The organism is Microbacterium sp. Bi121 (assembly GCF_918698005.1).
Taxonomy (GTDB): domain Bacteria; phylum Actinomycetota; class Actinomycetes; order Actinomycetales; family Microbacteriaceae; genus Microbacterium.
The window spans coordinates 61,536-78,195 of the sequence record NZ_CAKKLJ010000008.1; the positions used below are offsets into that span (position 1 = coordinate 61,536).

The 16,660-nt window shown below is 68.4% G+C and carries 15 protein-coding genes; 8 read left to right on the forward strand and 7 right to left on the reverse strand.

Features of this window, described 5'->3' with window-relative positions; genetic code table 11:
• Both LQZ87_RS13265 and LQZ87_RS13270 read right to left on the reverse strand, forming a co-directional pair.
• Window positions 1-1,530: a hypothetical protein gene (locus tag LQZ87_RS13265; protein WP_230103918.1), complete on the reverse strand. Its 1,530-nt coding sequence runs from the start codon at window positions 1,528-1,530 to the stop codon at window positions 1-3.
• An 11-nt stretch (window positions 1,531-1,541) separates the two neighbouring features.
• Window positions 1,542-3,032, reverse strand: a complete 1,491-nt coding sequence (locus LQZ87_RS13270) for an ABC transporter ATP-binding protein (protein ID WP_363317990.1) — start codon at window positions 3,030-3,032, stop codon at window positions 1,542-1,544.
• A gap of 235 nt (window positions 3,033-3,267) precedes the next feature.
• Between LQZ87_RS13270 and LQZ87_RS13275 the strand changes: the two genes are divergently transcribed.
• From LQZ87_RS13275 to LQZ87_RS13295, 5 genes are all read left to right on the forward strand, one after another.
• Window positions 3,268-3,960 carry an NTP transferase domain-containing protein gene (locus LQZ87_RS13275; protein ID WP_230103919.1) on the forward strand — a complete coding sequence of 231 codons (693 nt, stop codon included), beginning with the start codon at window positions 3,268-3,270 and terminating at the stop codon, window positions 3,958-3,960.
• 94 nt (window positions 3,961-4,054) lie between these two features.
• Window positions 4,055-5,020 (forward strand): hypothetical protein, encoded by a 966-nt coding sequence (locus LQZ87_RS13280; RefSeq protein ID WP_230103920.1) that lies wholly within the window; start codon window positions 4,055-4,057, stop codon window positions 5,018-5,020.
• A gap of 76 nt (window positions 5,021-5,096) precedes the next feature.
• Window positions 5,097-5,399 carry a hypothetical protein gene (locus LQZ87_RS13285; RefSeq protein WP_230103921.1) on the forward strand — a complete coding sequence of 101 codons (303 nt, stop codon included), beginning with the start codon at window positions 5,097-5,099 and terminating at the stop codon, window positions 5,397-5,399.
• Window positions 5,400-5,517: 118 nt separating this feature from the next.
• Window positions 5,518-7,113 carry an acyl-CoA carboxylase subunit beta gene (locus tag LQZ87_RS13290; RefSeq protein WP_230103922.1) on the forward strand — a complete coding sequence of 532 codons (1,596 nt, stop codon included), beginning with the start codon at window positions 5,518-5,520 and terminating at the stop codon, window positions 7,111-7,113.
• Complete coding sequence (locus LQZ87_RS13295; RefSeq protein WP_230103923.1) at window positions 7,110-7,328, forward strand: acyl-CoA carboxylase subunit epsilon; 219 nt, start codon at window positions 7,110-7,112, stop codon at window positions 7,326-7,328. Before LQZ87_RS13290 ends, LQZ87_RS13295 begins: the two co-directional genes overlap by 4 nt.
• A gap of 203 nt (window positions 7,329-7,531) precedes the next feature.
• Here the strand turns inward: LQZ87_RS13295 and LQZ87_RS13300 are convergent, their stop codons facing one another.
• The 4 genes from LQZ87_RS13300 to LQZ87_RS13315 are packed head-to-tail and all read right to left on the reverse strand — an operon-like array spanning window position 7,532 to window position 11,663.
• Entirely contained in the window at window positions 7,532-8,551 is a 1,020-nt protein-coding gene (locus tag LQZ87_RS13300; RefSeq protein WP_230103924.1) for a hypothetical protein, read from the reverse strand.
• Window positions 8,548-9,783, reverse strand: a complete 1,236-nt coding sequence (locus tag LQZ87_RS13305; protein ID WP_230103925.1) for an ATP-binding protein — start codon at window positions 9,781-9,783, stop codon at window positions 8,548-8,550. Before LQZ87_RS13305 ends, LQZ87_RS13300 begins: the two co-directional genes overlap by 4 nt.
• Window positions 9,773-10,435: a response regulator transcription factor gene (locus tag LQZ87_RS13310; RefSeq protein ID WP_230103926.1), complete on the reverse strand. Its 663-nt coding sequence runs from the start codon at window positions 10,433-10,435 to the stop codon at window positions 9,773-9,775. The genes LQZ87_RS13305 and LQZ87_RS13310 overlap by 11 nt, the downstream gene beginning before the upstream one ends.
• Window positions 10,436-10,463: 28 nt before the next feature.
• Window positions 10,464-11,663 (reverse strand): TRAM domain-containing protein, encoded by a 1,200-nt coding sequence (locus LQZ87_RS13315; RefSeq protein WP_230103927.1) that lies wholly within the window; start codon window positions 11,661-11,663, stop codon window positions 10,464-10,466.
• A gap of 67 nt (window positions 11,664-11,730) precedes the next feature.
• On the opposite strand from LQZ87_RS13315, the gene LQZ87_RS13320 reads away from it, so the two are divergent.
• On the forward strand, window positions 11,731-12,372 hold the full coding sequence (locus tag LQZ87_RS13320) for a Maf family protein (RefSeq protein ID WP_230103928.1): 642 nt from the start codon (window positions 11,731-11,733) through the stop codon (window positions 12,370-12,372).
• A 78-nt stretch (window positions 12,373-12,450) separates the two neighbouring features.
• Entirely contained in the window at window positions 12,451-14,214 is a 1,764-nt protein-coding gene (locus LQZ87_RS13325) for a biotin carboxylase N-terminal domain-containing protein (RefSeq protein ID WP_230103929.1), read from the forward strand.
• 104 nt (window positions 14,215-14,318) lie between these two features.
• Here LQZ87_RS13325 and LQZ87_RS13330 read toward each other — a convergent pair whose 3' ends face one another.
• On the reverse strand, window positions 14,319-15,767 hold the full coding sequence (locus tag LQZ87_RS13330; protein ID WP_230103930.1) for an NAD(P)H-quinone dehydrogenase: 1,449 nt from the start codon (window positions 15,765-15,767) through the stop codon (window positions 14,319-14,321).
• A 49-nt stretch (window positions 15,768-15,816) separates the two neighbouring features.
• Here LQZ87_RS13330 and LQZ87_RS13335 point away from each other — a divergent pair, with 49 nt between their 5' ends.
• Entirely contained in the window at window positions 15,817-16,650 is an 834-nt protein-coding gene (locus tag LQZ87_RS13335; RefSeq protein WP_230103931.1) for a purine-nucleoside phosphorylase, read from the forward strand.
• The last annotated feature ends 10 nt before the right edge of the window (window positions 16,651-16,660 follow it).

The window sequence follows — 16,660 nt, forward strand, 5'->3', positions numbered from 1 at the left end:
TCAAGCGGTCTCGACGAACTCCATGAGACGCGTCCCGCCGCGATCCCAGACGAGTCCGCCGATCGCGGCTCCGGCGGCGAGGAGCACGATGCCTGACGCCGTCCCCACCCAGAAGGTGGCGGGGTTGTACGAATCGTCCTCGATCACCGTCATGACGAACAGCCAGATGGTCGGAGCGCTCAGCACCAGGGCGCCGATGAAACCGATCGCCGGTGCGTATCCAGCACGGGATGCCGAACGCTGCGGCTGCTGGAACGGACTGTCACCAGGGCGCGAGACCGCGTAAGGCGAGGTGACCGACAGGATGCTGGAGACCCCGAGACCACCCAGGAAGAGGTTTGCAGCAAGACCGATCATCGGCATCAGCAGATACCAGCTGTCGACCAGGGCCAGGCTGACAGGGATCGCGATGGCGAGCACCGGGATCGCGACGAGCGCGATCGGGACGAGGCGGCCGAGCCGGTCGGCAGCACCGCGGATGCCGCTCGCGACGTGGACCCAGAGCGCTGTGGAGTCGTACGCGGCATCGTTGTGGGGTAGCCAGCCGAAGAAGAGCGCCATGACCGGAACCGGCACGAGGGCCGCGATGTACAGCGGAACCCCTGCCACCAGCAGCGGGAAGACGGTCAGCACACCGGCGATCGGCACGATCACGAAGTTGACGATGTAGCGGCGATCACGGAACCAGTACACGAGGCTCCGCGCGGCGATCGCACCGAACGCGTTCGCCGGCAGCAGCCCGAACCATCCGAGACCGGACCGCTCGCGGGCCATCGTCGGCCGATCAGTGGTCGTCAGCAGCCGCCGCACGAGCCAGGTCCAGCACATCCAGAGCGCGATCACGGTCGCGACAGAGATGAGGCCGCTCAGCCACGCTCCCGACTCGTCGCCGGCCGCGACGGCCAGGGCGAATCCGGGGACTGCGGCGAGCGGCGTGGATGCGATGACGTTGGCCGCCGCGGCGACGGCGTCCGGTACACGGCCGTCCCACTCCAGGGATCCGAGGAACACCGCTGCGGGGAAGGCGACGACGATCACGGCGAGCACGAACAGAGCGGTGAGTTCTCGGGAACGTCGTTCCGGCAGCAGCAGGGCGCTGATCGCCATGCCGATGCGCGCGGCGACAGCGAGGGAGATGACGCCGAACACGGCGGTGATCACGGCGCCCCAGACCGGTGTGCCCAGTGCGACGAGCGTGACGACGAAGCACGCGGCGACGGCGATGAGGGCGAATGAGGGCACGCTCACCATCGACGCGAAGCCGAGGATCCACGGCATCGCACGATCGTCGACGCCGAACACGCGGAACCGTCGCGGGTCGAGCTGATCGGCCGTGCCGGTGAGGATCGGACCGACGAGGAATCCCAGCACCGCCGCGGCGCTGCCCAGCACGATCACGGTCCTGGCTGCGGTCAGCGGGGCATCGGACAGGCTCAGCAGGGCGACGCAGACGACCGCGGTCGCCGCCACGAGCGCAGCCAGCCCGATGATCGTGCGCACCACTCGGTCGCCCCGCAGGGCGCCGAGCATGAGCGCGATCCTCAGTCGGAGAACGTGTGCAACCACTCGAGCCCCTCCACCTCGCCGGTGCCGCCGGACAGCTCGACGAAACGCGATTCGAGCGTCTGTCCAGCGCGCACCTCGTCGATCGTGCCCTCGGCGAGCACGTCTCCACCCACGATGATCGCGACGCGCGAGCACACGCGCTCGACGAGATCCATGCCGTGGCTGGAGAGGATGACCGTGCCGCCGTGGTCGACATAGGCGCGGAGGATGTCGAGGATCACGGCCGAGGAGACCGGGTCGACGGACTCGAACGGCTCATCGAGGATGAGCACCCGCGGCGAGTGGATCATGGCTCCGGCGAGCATGATCTTCTTCGTCATGCCTGCCGAGTAGTCGGACACGACACGACCGACGGATCCGGCGAGATCGAATGCGCGCATGAGGTCGGCCGAGCGCTTCTCGATGACGTCCGCAGAGAGCCCGCGGAGCAGGCCGTAGTAGTGCAGCAGCTGCCTGCCGGTCAGGCGGTCGAAGGTGCGCAGCCGGTCGGGCAGGACACCCATGACGCGCTTGGCGCTGAGCGGATTCTTCGCCTGGTCGATGCCGCACACCTCGATGTCACCGGCATCGGCTCGCAGGAGCCCGGCCAGGATCGACAGGGTCGTCGTCTTCCCTGCGCCGTTCGGACCGACGATGCCGTAGAACGAGCCGGCCGGGACCGTGAGGTCGATGCCGTTCACCGCGCGGTGGTCGCCGAAGTCCTTCACCAGACCGCGGACGACGATCGCATCGGATGCCGCGGGCGCATGCACATCGGTGACGACGGCTTCCGCGGCTGCGGCTGCGTCGATGTCCTGCTCGCGCTCCTTCGCCTGCTCCGGCTCGTTCTCCGGTTCCGGGGTCGGGTCGTTCTCCGATTCCGGGGTCGGGTCGGGCTCCGGCTCGGGCTCGGGAACGGGCTCCGGGTCGGGCTCGGGAACGGGCTTCTGCTTCGGTTCGGGTCGGAAGAGCGGCTCTGGCTCGGCGTCGACGATCGGCTCGGGGATCGCGACCGAGTCCGGGTCGAGGAGATCGGCGATCAGTTCCTCAGGGGCGGCATCCGGGGCTGCGTCGATCACCTCGCCGGCAGTGACGGCATCCGCCGCCTGCTCCTTGGCGCGCAGAGCAGCTTCCTGCTTCGCCGCCTTCGCTGCCTCTCGCTCAGCCTTCACCGCCGCAGCCTTGGTCGCTTTGGTGGCTGCGGCCTTCGCGGCGGCCGCCTTCGCGGCCGCGGACTTCGCCGCTGCGGTCTTGGACGCGGCGCTCTTCGTCTCCGACCGCGCAGCGGCATTGCGCGCGGCGGCCGCCTTCACGGCCGAGGTCTTGTCAGGGGTCGCCTTCGCCGTACTCGTGCGTGCTGCGGGTTGTCGCTTCGGACGCGCGGCGACGATCCGCACAGTCGAGGTGCGCGTCGTGGTCTTGTCTTCAGCGGGAGCGCTCGGGGCGGCATCCGGGCCTTCGAAGTCGTCATCCACTGGTGCAGTCACCGTCCTAAGGTATCAACGGGCAGTGGACTTTCCCCGGGCCACGCGAAACAATCGACGCAGGGGTCCACCACGATCCATGCGACCTGTGGATCCGGTGTGTACCTCATCACGAAATGGCAACGGCGGTGCCTCACCCCGGGGCTTCCCAGCGGGCATCGCTAGCATGAACGTCGGCACGAAGAAGTGTCCGGCCGGTGAACCGGCCATGAACACAGATTCTTTTTTAGGAGTATTCGTGACTCTTCAGACCGTCATCCTCGCCGCCGGCATGGGCTCGCGCCTCGGGCGCGCGCTTCCGAAGCCGCTGACCCAGCTCAGCGACGGCCGCTCGATCATGCAGCAGCAGCACGAGAACATCCGCGCAGCCTTCGGCAGCGACGCACGCGTCACCGCCGTCGTCGGCTACCGCGCCGAGACCATCATCGAGGCGTTCCCGCACGTCAACTACGTGCACAACGAGCGCTACGACGAGACCAACACGTCCAAGAGCCTGTTGCGCGCCCTCGGCGCGACGGGCAAGGGCGGCGTGCTCTGGATGAACGGCGACGTCGTCTTCGACCCGCGCATCCTCGGGCGCGCGATCGAGTACATCGAGCGCGACCAGTCGTTCGTCGCCGTCAACACCTCGAAGGTGAGCGACGAAGAGGTCAAGTACACCGTCACCGCCGAGGGCTTCATCAAGGAGCTGTCGAAGTCGGTGAAGGCCGGCCTCGGCGAGGCGATCGGCATCAACTACATCTCCTCCACGTACAAGAAGGCGTTCATGCGCCAGCTGTCGCGGGTCGACGATCAGGAGTACTTCGAGGGCGGCCTCGAGCTGGCGATCGCCGAGGACGGCCTGCTGCTCGAGCCGATGGACGTCTCCGACCTGTACGCGGTCGAGGTCGACTTCGCCGAGGATCTCGAGCAGGCGAACCTCTTCGTCTGAACCGCCGGAGCAAACGCGCGAAACCCCGACACCGATCTCATCGAAGGTGTCGGGCTTTCGGCATTCTTCCGGACCGCCTGCATAGGATCTGCCCATGGCCAAGAAGGTGCACAAGATCCACTCCCTCCCGGACGACTCCGCTTGGGACAAAGGAGTGCCGCCCGCCGGCTCGGAGGAGCATCCGCTGACCGTACGCGGACTGGACAAGGTGCTGGCCATCCAGCGTCCGCTCGTGCTCGCACACATCCGCAGCATCCGCCTGCGCAATCCGGATGCCACACCGGATCGCCTGGTTCGCATTCTCGAGCGCCGCTATCTGGCTGCCGTCACGACAGGTGGAGCTGCGGTCGGCGCCACCGCCGTCGTCCCAGGCATCGGCACCGGCGTCACACTGGCGCTGTCGGGTGTCGAGACTCTCGGCTTCCTCGAGTCCACCGCGCTGTTCGCCCAGTCGCTCGCAGAAGTCCACGGCATCGCGATCGAGAATCCCGACCGCGCACGCGCGCTCGTCATGACGCTGATGCTCGGCAAAGAGGGTGTCGACCTCGTCGGCCAGCTGGCCAATCAGGCGACGGGCAAAGGATCGAGCAGGTCGTCGTACTGGGGCGAGATCGTGACGAAGTCGCTCCCCCGAGCAGCCGTCGGCCCCGTCGTCGATCAGCTCAAGACCCGGTTCGTGAAGCATTTCGCCGCAGCGGGTGGCGCCTCGTTCCTCGGCAAGGCGATGCCGTTCGGCATCGGCGCGGCGGTGGGCGGCGCGGGCAACCACATGCTGGGGCGTCGCGTACTGACGACGTCGCGTCGCGCGTTCGGGGTGGCTCCTGCGGTTCTTCCCGCCGATCTCGAACCCGTCGAAGGATCGAAGAAGCTCGAGCTGCGGATGCTGAACGGCGCTCGCTACGCCGGCTCTGCGGTCGCCGGCGTCGCGGGCGTCGTCGCACGGAGCGCTGGCACGGTCGCGCGGAGCGCAAGCCGGGTGGGCGAGAAGGTCGGCGAGGTGACGCGTCGCAGGCGCAAGGATCACGAACTCGACCCGCCCTCCACGGACAGGACCTCCTGACACCTTGTCAACCGATCAGTGAAGGGGCTTCTCCAGCGAGGGTCCGACGTCGACGGTCGTTCCTACCGTTGCTCGCATGCTGCGACCGATCGATCCATCAGAGTCTCCTCCGCCTGCGGCGTACCGCGTGCCCTGGATGGTCCGCCGCGCCGATCCTGCTCACCCCGTCGTGATCAACGGCAGCGCGGAGAGCGCTGACTTCGTACGCGTGCTGCTGGATGACCCCAGCCGCGAGAACACCCAACTGTGGGGTCAAGTGCTGCCGTCTGAGGACATCGAACTGTGTCTGTGCGGGGCGGACCTCGACGACGCCGTCGTGACCATCGCCTGGTTCCGCCCGGCCGACGGGCTCGAGTACGTGTGGCGGTTCGTCGTGTGACGGCAACGACTGCACGCGCTGCGACGCGAGGCGACGCCGCACCTCAACGGAACCCGCCAAAGGATCCCCCGACCCGTTGTGCGAGGCATCCAACGCGAGGCGTGCGCGCGGCGCTAGGGTGGAATCCGTGACGGACACCCCTGACCTCTCCACGACCGCCAGTAAGATCGCCGACCTCCACGCCCGCCTGAACGAGGCGGTCACAGAGCCCGAGAAGATCGCGCAGGAGAAGCAGCACGCCAAGGGCAAGATGACCGCCCGAGAGCGCATCGAACTGCTCGTGGACCCTGGCAGCTTCGTCGAGTTCGACGAGTACGTCCGCCACCGCACCACGGCGTTCGGCATGGGCCGCAACCGCCCCTACGGCGACTCCGTGGTCACCGGAATCGGCACGATCCACGGCCGTACGGTCGCTGTCTACTCACAGGACTTCACGACTTTCGGCGGCTCGCTCGGCGAGGTCTCGGGCGACAAGATCATCAAGATCATGGAGTTCGCCCTCACCAGCGGCATGCCAGTGATCGGCATCCTCGACTCGGGCGGAGCCCGCATCCAGGAGGGCGTGCTGGCCCTCAGCAAGTACGGCGAGATCTTCAAGCTGAACACGCGCTCGTCCGGCGTCATCCCGCAGATCTCGATCATCATGGGCCCGGCTGCCGGCGGCGCCGTGTACGGGCCGGCGCTCACCGACTTCGTCATCATGGTCGACAAGACCAGCCAGATGTTCGTCACCGGCCCCGATGTCATCAAGACCGTCACCGGTGAGGATGTCGGAATGGAGGAGCTCGGCGGAGCCCTCACCCACAACACGCGCTCCGGCGTGGCGCACTACCTCGCAGACGACGAGGACGATGCGATCGACTACGCGCGCACGCTGCTGGGCTTCCTGCCCGACAACAACATGGCCGAGATCCCCGGCTACGAGTCAGGCTTCGAATGGGAGACGACGGATGCCGATCGCACCCTGAACACGATCATCCCGGACTCCGCGAACCAGCCCTACGACATCCACACTGTCATCGACCACGTGATCGACGACGACTTCCTCGAGGTGCAGCCGCTCTTCGCTCCGAATATCGTGATCGGCTTCGGCCGCATCGAGGGGCGCTCGGTCGGCATCATCGCCAATCAGCCCTCGCAGATGGCCGGCACGCTGAACATCGAGGCTGGCGAGAAGGCCAGCCGCTTCGTGCGCTTCTGCGACGCGTTCTCCATCCCGATCGTCACGCTCGTCGACGTTCCCGGTTACCTCCCCGGGACCGACCAGGAATGGACCGGCGTCATCCGCCGCGGCGCCAAGCTCATCTACGCCTACGCCGAGGCCACCGTGCCGCTGGTCACCGTGATCCTGCGCAAGGCGTACGGCGGCGCGTACATCGTCATGGGCTCCAAGCAACTCGGCGCCGACGTCAACCTCGCGTGGCCGACCGCCGAGATCGCCGTCATGGGCGGCCAGGGCGCCGTGAACATCCTGTACCGCAACGAGATCCGCAAGGCCGAGGAGGCCGGCGAGGACGTCGCCGCTGTCCGCACGCGCCTCGCGAACGAGTACACCTACAGCGTGACGTCTCCGTTCCTGGCGGCTGAGCGCGGCGAGATCGACGGCGTCATCGAGCCGGCGAACACGCGCGTGTCGATCGCGAAAGCGCTGCGAGCACTCCGCGGCAAGCGTGCCGAGCTGCCGCCCAAGAAGCACGGGAACATCCCGCTGTGACCGACGAGCACGCGGCTCCCGACCTTCGCATCGTCCGCGGCACTTCGAACGAGGAGGAGCTCGCCGCGCTGATCGCGGTGGTCACCGACGCGTACGAGCGCGAAGCGACGGCTGCCGTCGCCGATGAGCCGCGCGTCTCGGCGTGGCAGCGCACGCAGCGCCCGATCCGCAAACCCATGCGTCGGGACATCCCCTGGGGACGCTTCTCAGGCTGAACTATTCACCTGAATCCTTGTCCCCCGAAATACCTACAGACAAAGTTCTTGCACACCGACCAGACTGATACCAACGCTTCGCGTTCGATCGGTCTCTCTGCCCCAGGGTAGGCAGACGGTGATCGATCTCCGGCGGTCAGTTTTCGGGTAACTGCACCGCATCGGCGAGGGGCGGGCGGCTTCGCCGCCCCTCGCCCTCTCTCTCAGGGCGTCGCGTCCACGCTTCGTTCCCGCGGGATCTCGTGCCACAGGCCGACAGCGTCGTCGTCGGACGAATCTCCCGTCCCCGACCGCCCCACCACCGTCACGGCGGTGTGAGCATCTCGCGCGGCGCGGATGATGACGCGCTCGACATCGGCCTGCCCGAGCACATCGGCGAGCTCGTTGCGGATCTCGTCGCGCCGCGCCTCGCCGAGCTCGTCGAGCCCACCCTCGTCGAACACGGTCACTGCGATGCCGCGCAGACGCACGTCGCGGATGGCGGAGCGGACGGCGTCGTTCAGAAGACTCGCACCGCGCAGCTCATCACGCAGGCGCCCTTCGGCGAGCCGCGCCTCCAGCCGCTCCTCCTCTCTGAGTCGTCCTCGCGAGGCGATCGTGCTCGTCAGCACCGGCCCGGCGGCACCGAGCGCGTACTGCACGCGGATGCGACGCTCGCGCTGACGGACGAGCTGCGTCGCGTGCCACGCCGATACGGCTCGCTGAATGTCTGCCAGGTGCTCGGTGTCGCGCACTGCCCGATCCCAGAAGAGCACCAGCAGCTGGGCGACGACGGCCCAGGTGATCGATCCCACCAGACCCAGCTCCAGTGCCACGAAGAATCCGAGATAGACGCTCGACACCGCCATGAGCACGGCCAGCACCAGCCACCCGATCACCGGCCTCCTGCGCACGATGCACACCACGGCGAGCAGCCCGACGCCGCCGATGTACCAGGTCGCGAACGGCGCCGTGCGATGGATCGGCTGCAGCGACGAGCTGACCAGCACGGGGATGGCGATCCCCGCGAGCAGAGCGATGATCCCCCACCAGGCCGGCAGTCGCGGCGCGTTCGGCCCCTCGACGAGCACGGACGCGACCATCACGACGACGTACAGCAGGATCGACGCCACCATGAGCAGCGGTGCGGCCGGTTGCACGGTCCACCACACGGCACGAGCCGCGAAGTAGATCGCGAATCCGACGGCCAGTGCCGTCGCCACACTTCGCACGGAGCGGTTCACACCTGCTCCCAACCGAGGATCACACGCGTACCCGTCGAATCGGAGTCGATGGTCGCGGTGCCGGCGACGCCCGCCATACGCGCGATGATCGACGCACGGATGCCGAGCCGGTCCTCCCCGATCGCATCCAAGTCGAACCCTGGACCGGTGTCGATGATCGTCACCGTGAGCCCGTCATCGCCGCGTCCCTCGGCGATCACATGCAGACCCCGGCCGTTCGCGTGCGCCATCGCGTTGCCGATCGCCTGCCGTGCCGCGAGCACCATTGCCCGCGCGGCCCTCCCGGGGATGAGGCCACCGGTGCCACGCTCCTCCACGATCGCGTCGGCTCCCAGTTCCGAGAGCGCGCGACGCAGCTCAGCGACGATCTGGGCCGCACCCACCGGATCATCGCTGCCCTCCTGCGCGACCGCAGCCTCGGTGTTGGCGAGGCGGGTGAGCGCTTCCCTGGCCATAGCGACAGCGAGGTCTCTGGCACGATCCGAGTCCGCGCGCTCGGCCGCGATCAGCGCCGCGAGGACGCTGTCATGCATCAGGGCGGCCATCGCGACCTTCTCCTCTTCGGCTGCTGCCCCTGCGGCCGCCGCCGCGTACGACGCGACAGCCATGCTGCGGGCCTCGTCGACGCCGGTTGCGACGGAACGGAACATCCATCCGAGCGAAACGATGACGACGCCGAGGATGATGGTGAACGTCACGTCGAACGCCGTCGACGTCCAGTACGTCCCCGTGAACTCGCCCTCGACGAGTCGCACGTATCCGTACACGAGCGGCACGCCGAACGCCCAGATCACCTGGATCCAGACGGGGAAGGCGAGCATCGCCGCGACCACGCCGACGTTGACGAGGAAGAAGATCCAGGGCTGGCTGACCGTCGCGGCATGGGAGTCGATCACGAGCGGCCAGGCTGCGAGCGCGACCACGTAGACGACCGCGAAGACACCGCTCACCACGCGAACGCCGCGGCCGAGGACGCAGGCCACGAGCATCGCCGCGAGCGGCACGTACACGACCAGCAGCAGCACGACCTGCACTGTGGACGCCTGTTCGGTCTGACCGCCGAACGCCGCGAACAGCGCCTGTACACCGAGGATCGCCGATCCGATCGCGACCACAGTCGCGAGGATCCGCTCCATGCGCTTGCCGGTGAAGCGCTCGAACTCCTTGCCCGCCGTGCCACCGGGTGAGGGGATCTGTCCCCAGGCCGCACGCAGCGCGGTGTCAGCCGGCACTCACGGCTCCATCGGAGGCGACGATGCCGTCTTCCATCGCCCGGCGCAGCAGGTCGACTTTGGTCGGAGCAGGACGCCCCACCTCCACGTACTTCACCCGCACACGGGTGATGTTCTCCTTCGCCGTGGAATACGCGACTCCGAGGCGTTCGGCGACCGCCTTGAGCGGCAGCCCCGTGGCGTACAGCCTGAGCACGTCGCGCTCGCGCACCGACAGCTGAGCATCGGCGAACTCGCGGTCCCCTTCGACGGCGCTCGCCCACTCGACGTTGTTGAGAGCCTCCCCGATCGCGACGGTGCGGATGGCGTCGAGCACGTCATCCAGAGACGACGACTTGCTGACGACGCCCGCGGCGCCGGCCACGAGGGCCTCGCGCACGGCTGCCGGTCGATCGGCCACGCTGTGGATCACGACGCTCGCGCCGTCCGCGACCAGCGCCGTGACGTTCTCGGTGACGGTCGTGCCGTCGCCGAGCGTAAGATCCAGCACGACCACATCGGCCGGGGTCGCTCCGGTACCGGCCCGCCAGTCCAGATAGGACCCCACGGTACTCCCCGAGAACACGACCGTGCTCTCGCCGGCACGCTCGCAGGCGAGCTCCAGTCCGAGGCGGACGGACTCGTGATCGTCGATCAATGCGACCCTGCTCATGTCCTCAGCCTATCGATCTGCTGAGTGTTCAGCGGGTGAGCAGTGCAACCGTCTCGAAGTGATGCGAGTGCGGGAAGAGGTCGAAGGCGTCCAGCGAGGCGACTTCCCAGCCCAGCTCGCGGAAGGTTCCGAGGTCGCGGGCGAGCGCGACGGGGTCGCAGGCGACGTAGGCGACGGCATCCGGGCGCAGCGCGTTCACGCCTTCGACCACCGCTCGTCCTGCGCCTGCGCGGGGCGGGTCCAGGACGACAGTGCCGGCGCGCGCACCCTCGGGAAGTCCGGCGAGGTACCGATCGACTCGGGCAGTGACGGCGGTCGCATCGACATCGGCGAGGTTCTCCTGCGCGTGGTCGGTGGCCCGCCGACTCGACTCGACCGTCACGATGTCGGTCGCGCCGACCGCCGCCAGCGAGGACGCCAGCAGGCCCACCCCGCCGTACAGGTCGAAGTGGACCTGCTCCGGATCGATGCGACCGGAGAGCATCGTGCGGACGGCGCCGTCCAGTGTGGCGGCGGCGCGCGGATGCACCTGCCAGAAACCGTCGGCATCCACGCGGAACGGGCGCTCCCCCACCCGTTCGACGATCACCGGTGCGGCGGGTCGCTTGCCGCGCTCGGGGCGGCGCAGCACGTGCACCGCGCCGTCAGCGGACTCGACGAGATCGACGCGCCCCGGCTTGAGGTTGCGCAGCGCGAGCGCCTCGGCTGCGATACGCGGGCGAGCGAGCGGGTGGGAGGAGACGCCGATGACCCGATGGCTGCGAGCGGCATAGGGGCCCACGACCCCGTCGGCGTCGACGTGCAGTGACAGTCGGGTGCGCCAGCCTGTGCCGTCGGTGTCATCCACGCCGGACACTTCGGGCGCCTCGAGCCCCGGGCCTGCGAACTTGTCGAGCGCCTCGGCGAGGACTCGGCGCTTCAGCACCCGCTGATGGTCGAGGGCGATGTGTCCGAGATCCGCGCCGCCGGCGCGGTCGTCGGGGTCGCGGGAGACATCGGCCTCCGGCCACACGTGCGTGCGGCGGTGGGGTGAGGCATCCAGCACCTCGACGGTCTCGGCCCGCCAGAACGACGACTTCGTGGTATCCGTGACCCTGGCACGGACCCGCTCGCCGGGGATGGCATCCGCGACGAAGACGACGCGACCCTCGTGGCGGGCGATGAAGGTGCCGCCGTGCGCGATGCCGGTGATGTCGAGATCGATCAGGTCGGATGCTGAGGAGGCCATCCCTCGAGGATACGGTTCACGCGGCGGCACCGTGTCGTCGGCATGTCGTCGGGATACGGTGGAGTCCATGCAGGTCTGCCTCGCGTCCACGTCGCCCGCCCGCCTCATGCTTCTCCGCCAGGCCGGAATCGAACCGATCACGCGCGCCCCGGAGACGGACGAGGACGCGCTGACCGCGCAGGCCGCCTCCGAACGAGGCGCCGACCTCCCTCCGGACGACCTCGTGCTGCTCCTCGCCCGAGCGAAGGCAGCCGATGTCGTGCATCGCCTGGCCGCCGAGGATCCGAGCTTCGACGGAATCGTGATCGGCGGCGACTCGATGTTCGCGCTGGGCGGCCGCGTCTACGGCAAGCCGTACACGGCTGAGGAGGCGACGAGGCGCTGGCGCGAGATGCGCGGCGCCACCGGCATCCTGCACTCCGGCCACTCCGTGTTCCGGCTTCAGCCGGGGCTGCCCCCTCGTGAGGCGACCGCCGTCGCCGACGCCGCCGTGACGTTCGCGGACGACATCTCCGACGAGGAGATCGCGGCCTACGTCGCATCCGGCGAGCCGCTCCACGTGGCCGGCGCCTTCACCGTCGACAGCCTCGGCGGCGCGTTCATCACCCGCGTCGACGGCGATCCGTCGACAGTCGTCGGCATGTCCTTGTCGACGATCAGAGCGCTGGTCCGCGACCTCGGCGTTTCCTGGCCAGACCTGTGGTCGTAGACATCCCGTCACGTTCTCACGGGTTTCTTGTGGAGAGTGCTCAAAAATCTGAGCCCTGATCTCGCTAGGCTGGCACTCATGCCAATCGAGAAGGTGCTCATCGCCAACCGCGGTGAGATCGCCGTACGAATCATCCGTGCCGCTCGCGATTCCGGGATTCTCTCGGTCGCCGTCTACGCAGACCAGGATCGTGATGCACTGCACACGCGCCTTGCGGACGAGGCGTACGCGCTCGACGGCGACACGAGCGCGAGCACCTACCTGCAGATCGAGAAGATCCTCTCGATCGCGCGGCGCTCCGGTGCCGACGCTGTGCACCCCGGCTACGGCTTCCTCGCCGAGAACGCCGAGTTCGCCCGCGCGGTGATCGGCGCCGGCATCACCTGGATCGGCCCGTCCCCCGAGGCGATCGAGGCGCTCGGCGACAAGGTCACCGCCCGTCACGTGGCGGAGAAGGTCGGAGCCCCGCTGGCACCAGGCACCCCCGGCCCCGTGGAGAACGCGGACGAAGTCGTCGCCTTCGCGAAGGAGCACGGCCTGCCGATCGCGATCAAGGCCGCGTACGGCGGCGGCGGACGCGGCCTGAAGGTCGCCCGCGAGTTCGACGAGGTCGCCGAGCTGTTCGAATCCGCCACGCGCGAGGCCGTCGCGGCCTTCGGCCGCGGCGAGTGCTTCGTCGAGAAGTACCTCGACAAGCCGCGCCACGTCGAGACCCAATGCCTGGCGGATGCCGAGGGCAACGTCGTCGTGATCTCGACGCGCGACTGCTCGCTGCAGCGCCGTCACCAGAAGCTCGTGGAAGAGGCGCCGGCCCCGTTCCTGACCGACGAGCAGAACAAGCAGCTGTACGCGGCATCCAAGGCCATCCTCAAGGAGGTCGGCTATGTCGGAGCCGGGACCTGCGAGTTCCTGATCGGCGCCGACGGCACCGTCTCGTTCCTCGAGGTCAACACCCGCCTGCAGGTCGAGCACCCGGTCTCCGAGGAGATCACCGGGATCGACCTCGTCCGCGAGCAGTTCCGCATCGCAGCGGGCGGCACCATCGACTACGACGACCCGACGCCCAGCGGCCACTCGTTCGAGTTCCGCATCAACGGCGAGGACCCCGGTCGCGGGTTCCTGCCCCAGCCCGGCCCAGTCCACGTCTTCAAGACGTTCGGCGGTCCCGGCATCCGCCTCGACTCGGGCGTCACCGCCGGTGACTCGGTCTCCGGCGCGTTCGACTCGCTGCTGGCCAAGATCATCGTGACCGGCAAGGACCGCGCCGAGGCGCTCGAGCGCGCTCGTCGCGCCCTTGACGAGTTCGAGGTCGCCGGCCTTCCAACTGTGCTTCCCTTCCACCGCAAGGTCGTGCGCGACCCCGCCTTCACGGCCGAGAACGACGAGTTCGGCGTCTTCACCCGGTGGATCGAGACCGAGTTCGACAACGACATCCCCGCCTGGGATGGCGAGCTCGAGGCCCCCGCTGCCGCCGCCAGCCGCCACACGGTGGTCGTCGAGGTCGCCGGCAAGCGCCTCGAGGTGAGCCTCCCCGACCGCGTCACGGTCGCCGCAGGCACCGCAGGCCGACCGGCCGCCGTGCCCCCGTCGCGCCGCAGCCACGCGACGACCGCCTCAGCGGGAGCATCCGGTGATGCTGTGAAGTCGCCCATGCAGGCCACGGTCGTCAAGATCGCGGTCGAGGACGGGCAGCAGGTCGTCAAGGGCGACCTCGTCGTCGTGCTCGAGGCGATGAAGATGGAGCAGCCGCTGCAAGCGCACAAGGACGGCGTCATCGGCAACATCAACGCCGCATCCGGCGCCACGGTCGCCGCCGGCCACCAGCTCCTGACGATCTCCTGACCCGTCCACCCGCACCGATACCCCGCTTTATTGCCGAGACCCCGTCCTGCTGACGCGAACAGGACGGGGTCTCGGTGCGAAGACGGGGTCTCGGCGGACGGAAGTCAGGAGATGTTCACCAGATGCATCGCTCGGCTCGCATCCGTGATGCTGCTCGACAGCGACGGGTACGCGGCGAACACGCGCGAGACCTGGTCGACAGTCAGCCGACGCTCGACGGCGACGGCGATCGGGTAGATGAGCTCTGAGGCCTTGGGCGCGACGATCACGCCGCCGATCACGGTGCCCGAGCCCTTGCGGGCGATGATCTTCACGAAGCCGTCCTTGATGCCCATCATCTTCGCGCGCGGGTTCGCGGCGAGAGGGAGCTTGTAGACGAGGCCGTCCGCCGCGCCGTTCTCGACGTCCTTCTCGCCGACGCCGACCGTGGCGATCTCGGGTGCCGTGAAGATGTTCGACGTGATCTTCACCTTGTCGAGCGGGATGACGATGTCGCCGAGCGCGTGGAACACGGCCGTGCGGCCCTGCATGGATGCTACGGATGCCAGCGGGAAGAAGTTCGTGCAGTCGCCGACCGCGTAGATGTTGGGCACAGAGGCACGAGCGACCTTGTTGACGCGGACGTGGCCGGACTCGGTGAGCTCGACCCCGGCCTCCTCCAGCCCGATGCCGGCGGTGTTCGGGATCGACCCGACCGCCATCAAGCAGTGGCTGCCCTCGACCGTGCGGCCGTCGGCGAGCGTGACGAGCACGCCGTTCTCAGTCCGCACGACGCTGTCGGCACGGGCCTTGGAGAGCACGGTCATGCCGCCGCGCTTGAAGACCTTCTCCAGAACGCGAGCGGCATCCGGGTCCTCGCCTGGGAGCACCTGGTCGCGGCTGGAGACGAGCGTCACCTTCGCGCCGAGGTTCATGTACGCCGAGGCGAACTCGGCGCCGGTGACGCCGGAGCCGACCACGATGAGATGCTCGGGCAGCGCCTTCATGTCGTACAGCTGGGTCCAGGTGAGGATGCGCTCACCATCGGGCTTGGCACTGTCGAGTTCACGCGGCGATGCTCCGACCGAGACGACGATGGTGTCGGCCTCGACGCGGTCGAAGTCCGTGCCGCCGGGGCCGGTGGAGACGATGATCGCGTTCGGTCCCTCGAGCCGGCCGTGACCGGAGAGGATGCGGACGCCGGATTCGAGCAGGGTCGAGCGCATGTCCTCGGACTGCTGACCGGCGAGAGCCAGGAGCCGCTTGTTGACGGCGGCGAGGTTGATCGCGATCTCTGGCTTGAGCGGCTTGCCGTGCGCGCCCTTGGCGTAGAACTGCACGCCGAGGTCGCTCGCCTCGGCGATCGCGACGGCCGCGTCAGCTGTGGCGATGAGGCTCTTCGACGGAACGACGTCCGTGAGCACGGCCGATCCGCCGACTCCGACTCGCTCCACGAGCGTCACCTCAGCACCGAGCTGAGCGGCGGCGAGCGCCGCCTCGTATCCGCCGGGACCGCCACCGAGGACGGCAACGCGCTGAGTGCGCTCAAAAGGAGTCGAAGACATGCCTTCCATTCTTCCGCAATCCTCGCTGACATGCCGTCGCCTTCCTTAGAGTGGATCCATGACCGACATTCATGACAATCCCCTCGACGCTCCGGACGCAGACCCGTCCGCGATCGCAGCCGAAGCCGCAGCAGACATCGCGCGGCTCACCGGTGTCGAGACGCACGACATCGCGCTCACACTCGGCAGCGGATGGGGCAAGGCGGCCGAACTCATCGGCGAGACCGTCGCCACGATCCCCGCCACGGAGGTCACCGGGTTCTCCAAGCCGGCGCTAGAGGGCCACGTCGGAACGCTCCGCAGCATCCGCACCCCTGGCGGCAAGAACGTGCTCGTCATCGGCGCCCGCACGCACTACTACGAGGGCCACGGCGTCCGCCGCGTCGTGCACAGCGTCCGCACCGCCGCGGCGACCGGGGCCAAGATCATGGTGCTCACGAACGGCGCCGGCGGCATCCGCGAGACGTGGAAGCCGGGCCAGCCCGTCCTCATCAGCGATCACCTCAACCTCACCGCCGATTCGCCGCTCGAGGGCGCGACGTTCGTCGACCTCACCGACCTGTACTCGAAGCGCCTGCGCGACGTCGCGCACAGCATCGACCCGTCACTCGACGAGGGTGTGTACACGCAATTCCGCGGCCCGCACTACGAGACCCCGGCCGAAGTGCAGATGGCCAAGGCCATCGGCGGCCACATCGTCGGCATGTCGACCGCGCTCGAGGCCATCGCCGCCCGCGAGGCCGGCATGGAGATCCTGGGCTTCTCGCTCATCACGAACCTCGCCGCCGGAATCCAGAAGACCCCGCTCAGTCACGGTGAGGTCATCGAGGCCGGCAAGGCCGCCGAGCCGGTGATCTCCGCTCTGCTCGCCCGGGTGGTGGAGGCGCTGTGAGCGCCGAGGC

What these genes read in the sequence shown, in the direction of transcription:
- LQZ87_RS13265 (WP_230103918.1), bottom strand. Translation starts at nt 1,530, where the DNA reads ATGCTCGGCGCCCTGCGGGGCGACCGAGTGGTGCGCACGATCATCGGG.
- LQZ87_RS13280 (WP_230103920.1), top strand. Translation starts at nt 4,055, where the DNA reads ATGGCCAAGAAGGTGCACAAGATCCACTCCCTCCCGGACGACTCCGCT.
- LQZ87_RS13285 (WP_230103921.1), top strand. Translation starts at nt 5,097, where the DNA reads ATGCTGCGACCGATCGATCCATCAGAGTCTCCTCCGCCTGCGGCGTAC.
- LQZ87_RS13310 (WP_230103926.1), bottom strand. Translation starts at nt 10,435, where the DNA reads ATGAGCAGGGTCGCATTGATCGACGATCACGAGTCCGTCCGCCTCGGA.
- LQZ87_RS13315 (WP_230103927.1), bottom strand. Translation starts at nt 11,663, where the DNA reads ATGGCCTCCTCAGCATCCGACCTGATCGATCTCGACATCACCGGCATC.
- LQZ87_RS13320 (WP_230103928.1), top strand. Translation starts at nt 11,731, where the DNA reads ATGCAGGTCTGCCTCGCGTCCACGTCGCCCGCCCGCCTCATGCTTCTC.
- LQZ87_RS13325 (WP_230103929.1), top strand. Translation starts at nt 12,451, where the DNA reads ATGCCAATCGAGAAGGTGCTCATCGCCAACCGCGGTGAGATCGCCGTA.
- LQZ87_RS13330 (WP_230103930.1), bottom strand. Translation starts at nt 15,767, where the DNA reads ATGGAAGGCATGTCTTCGACTCCTTTTGAGCGCACTCAGCGCGTTGCC.
- LQZ87_RS13335 (WP_230103931.1), top strand. Translation starts at nt 15,817, where the DNA reads ATGACCGACATTCATGACAATCCCCTCGACGCTCCGGACGCAGACCCG.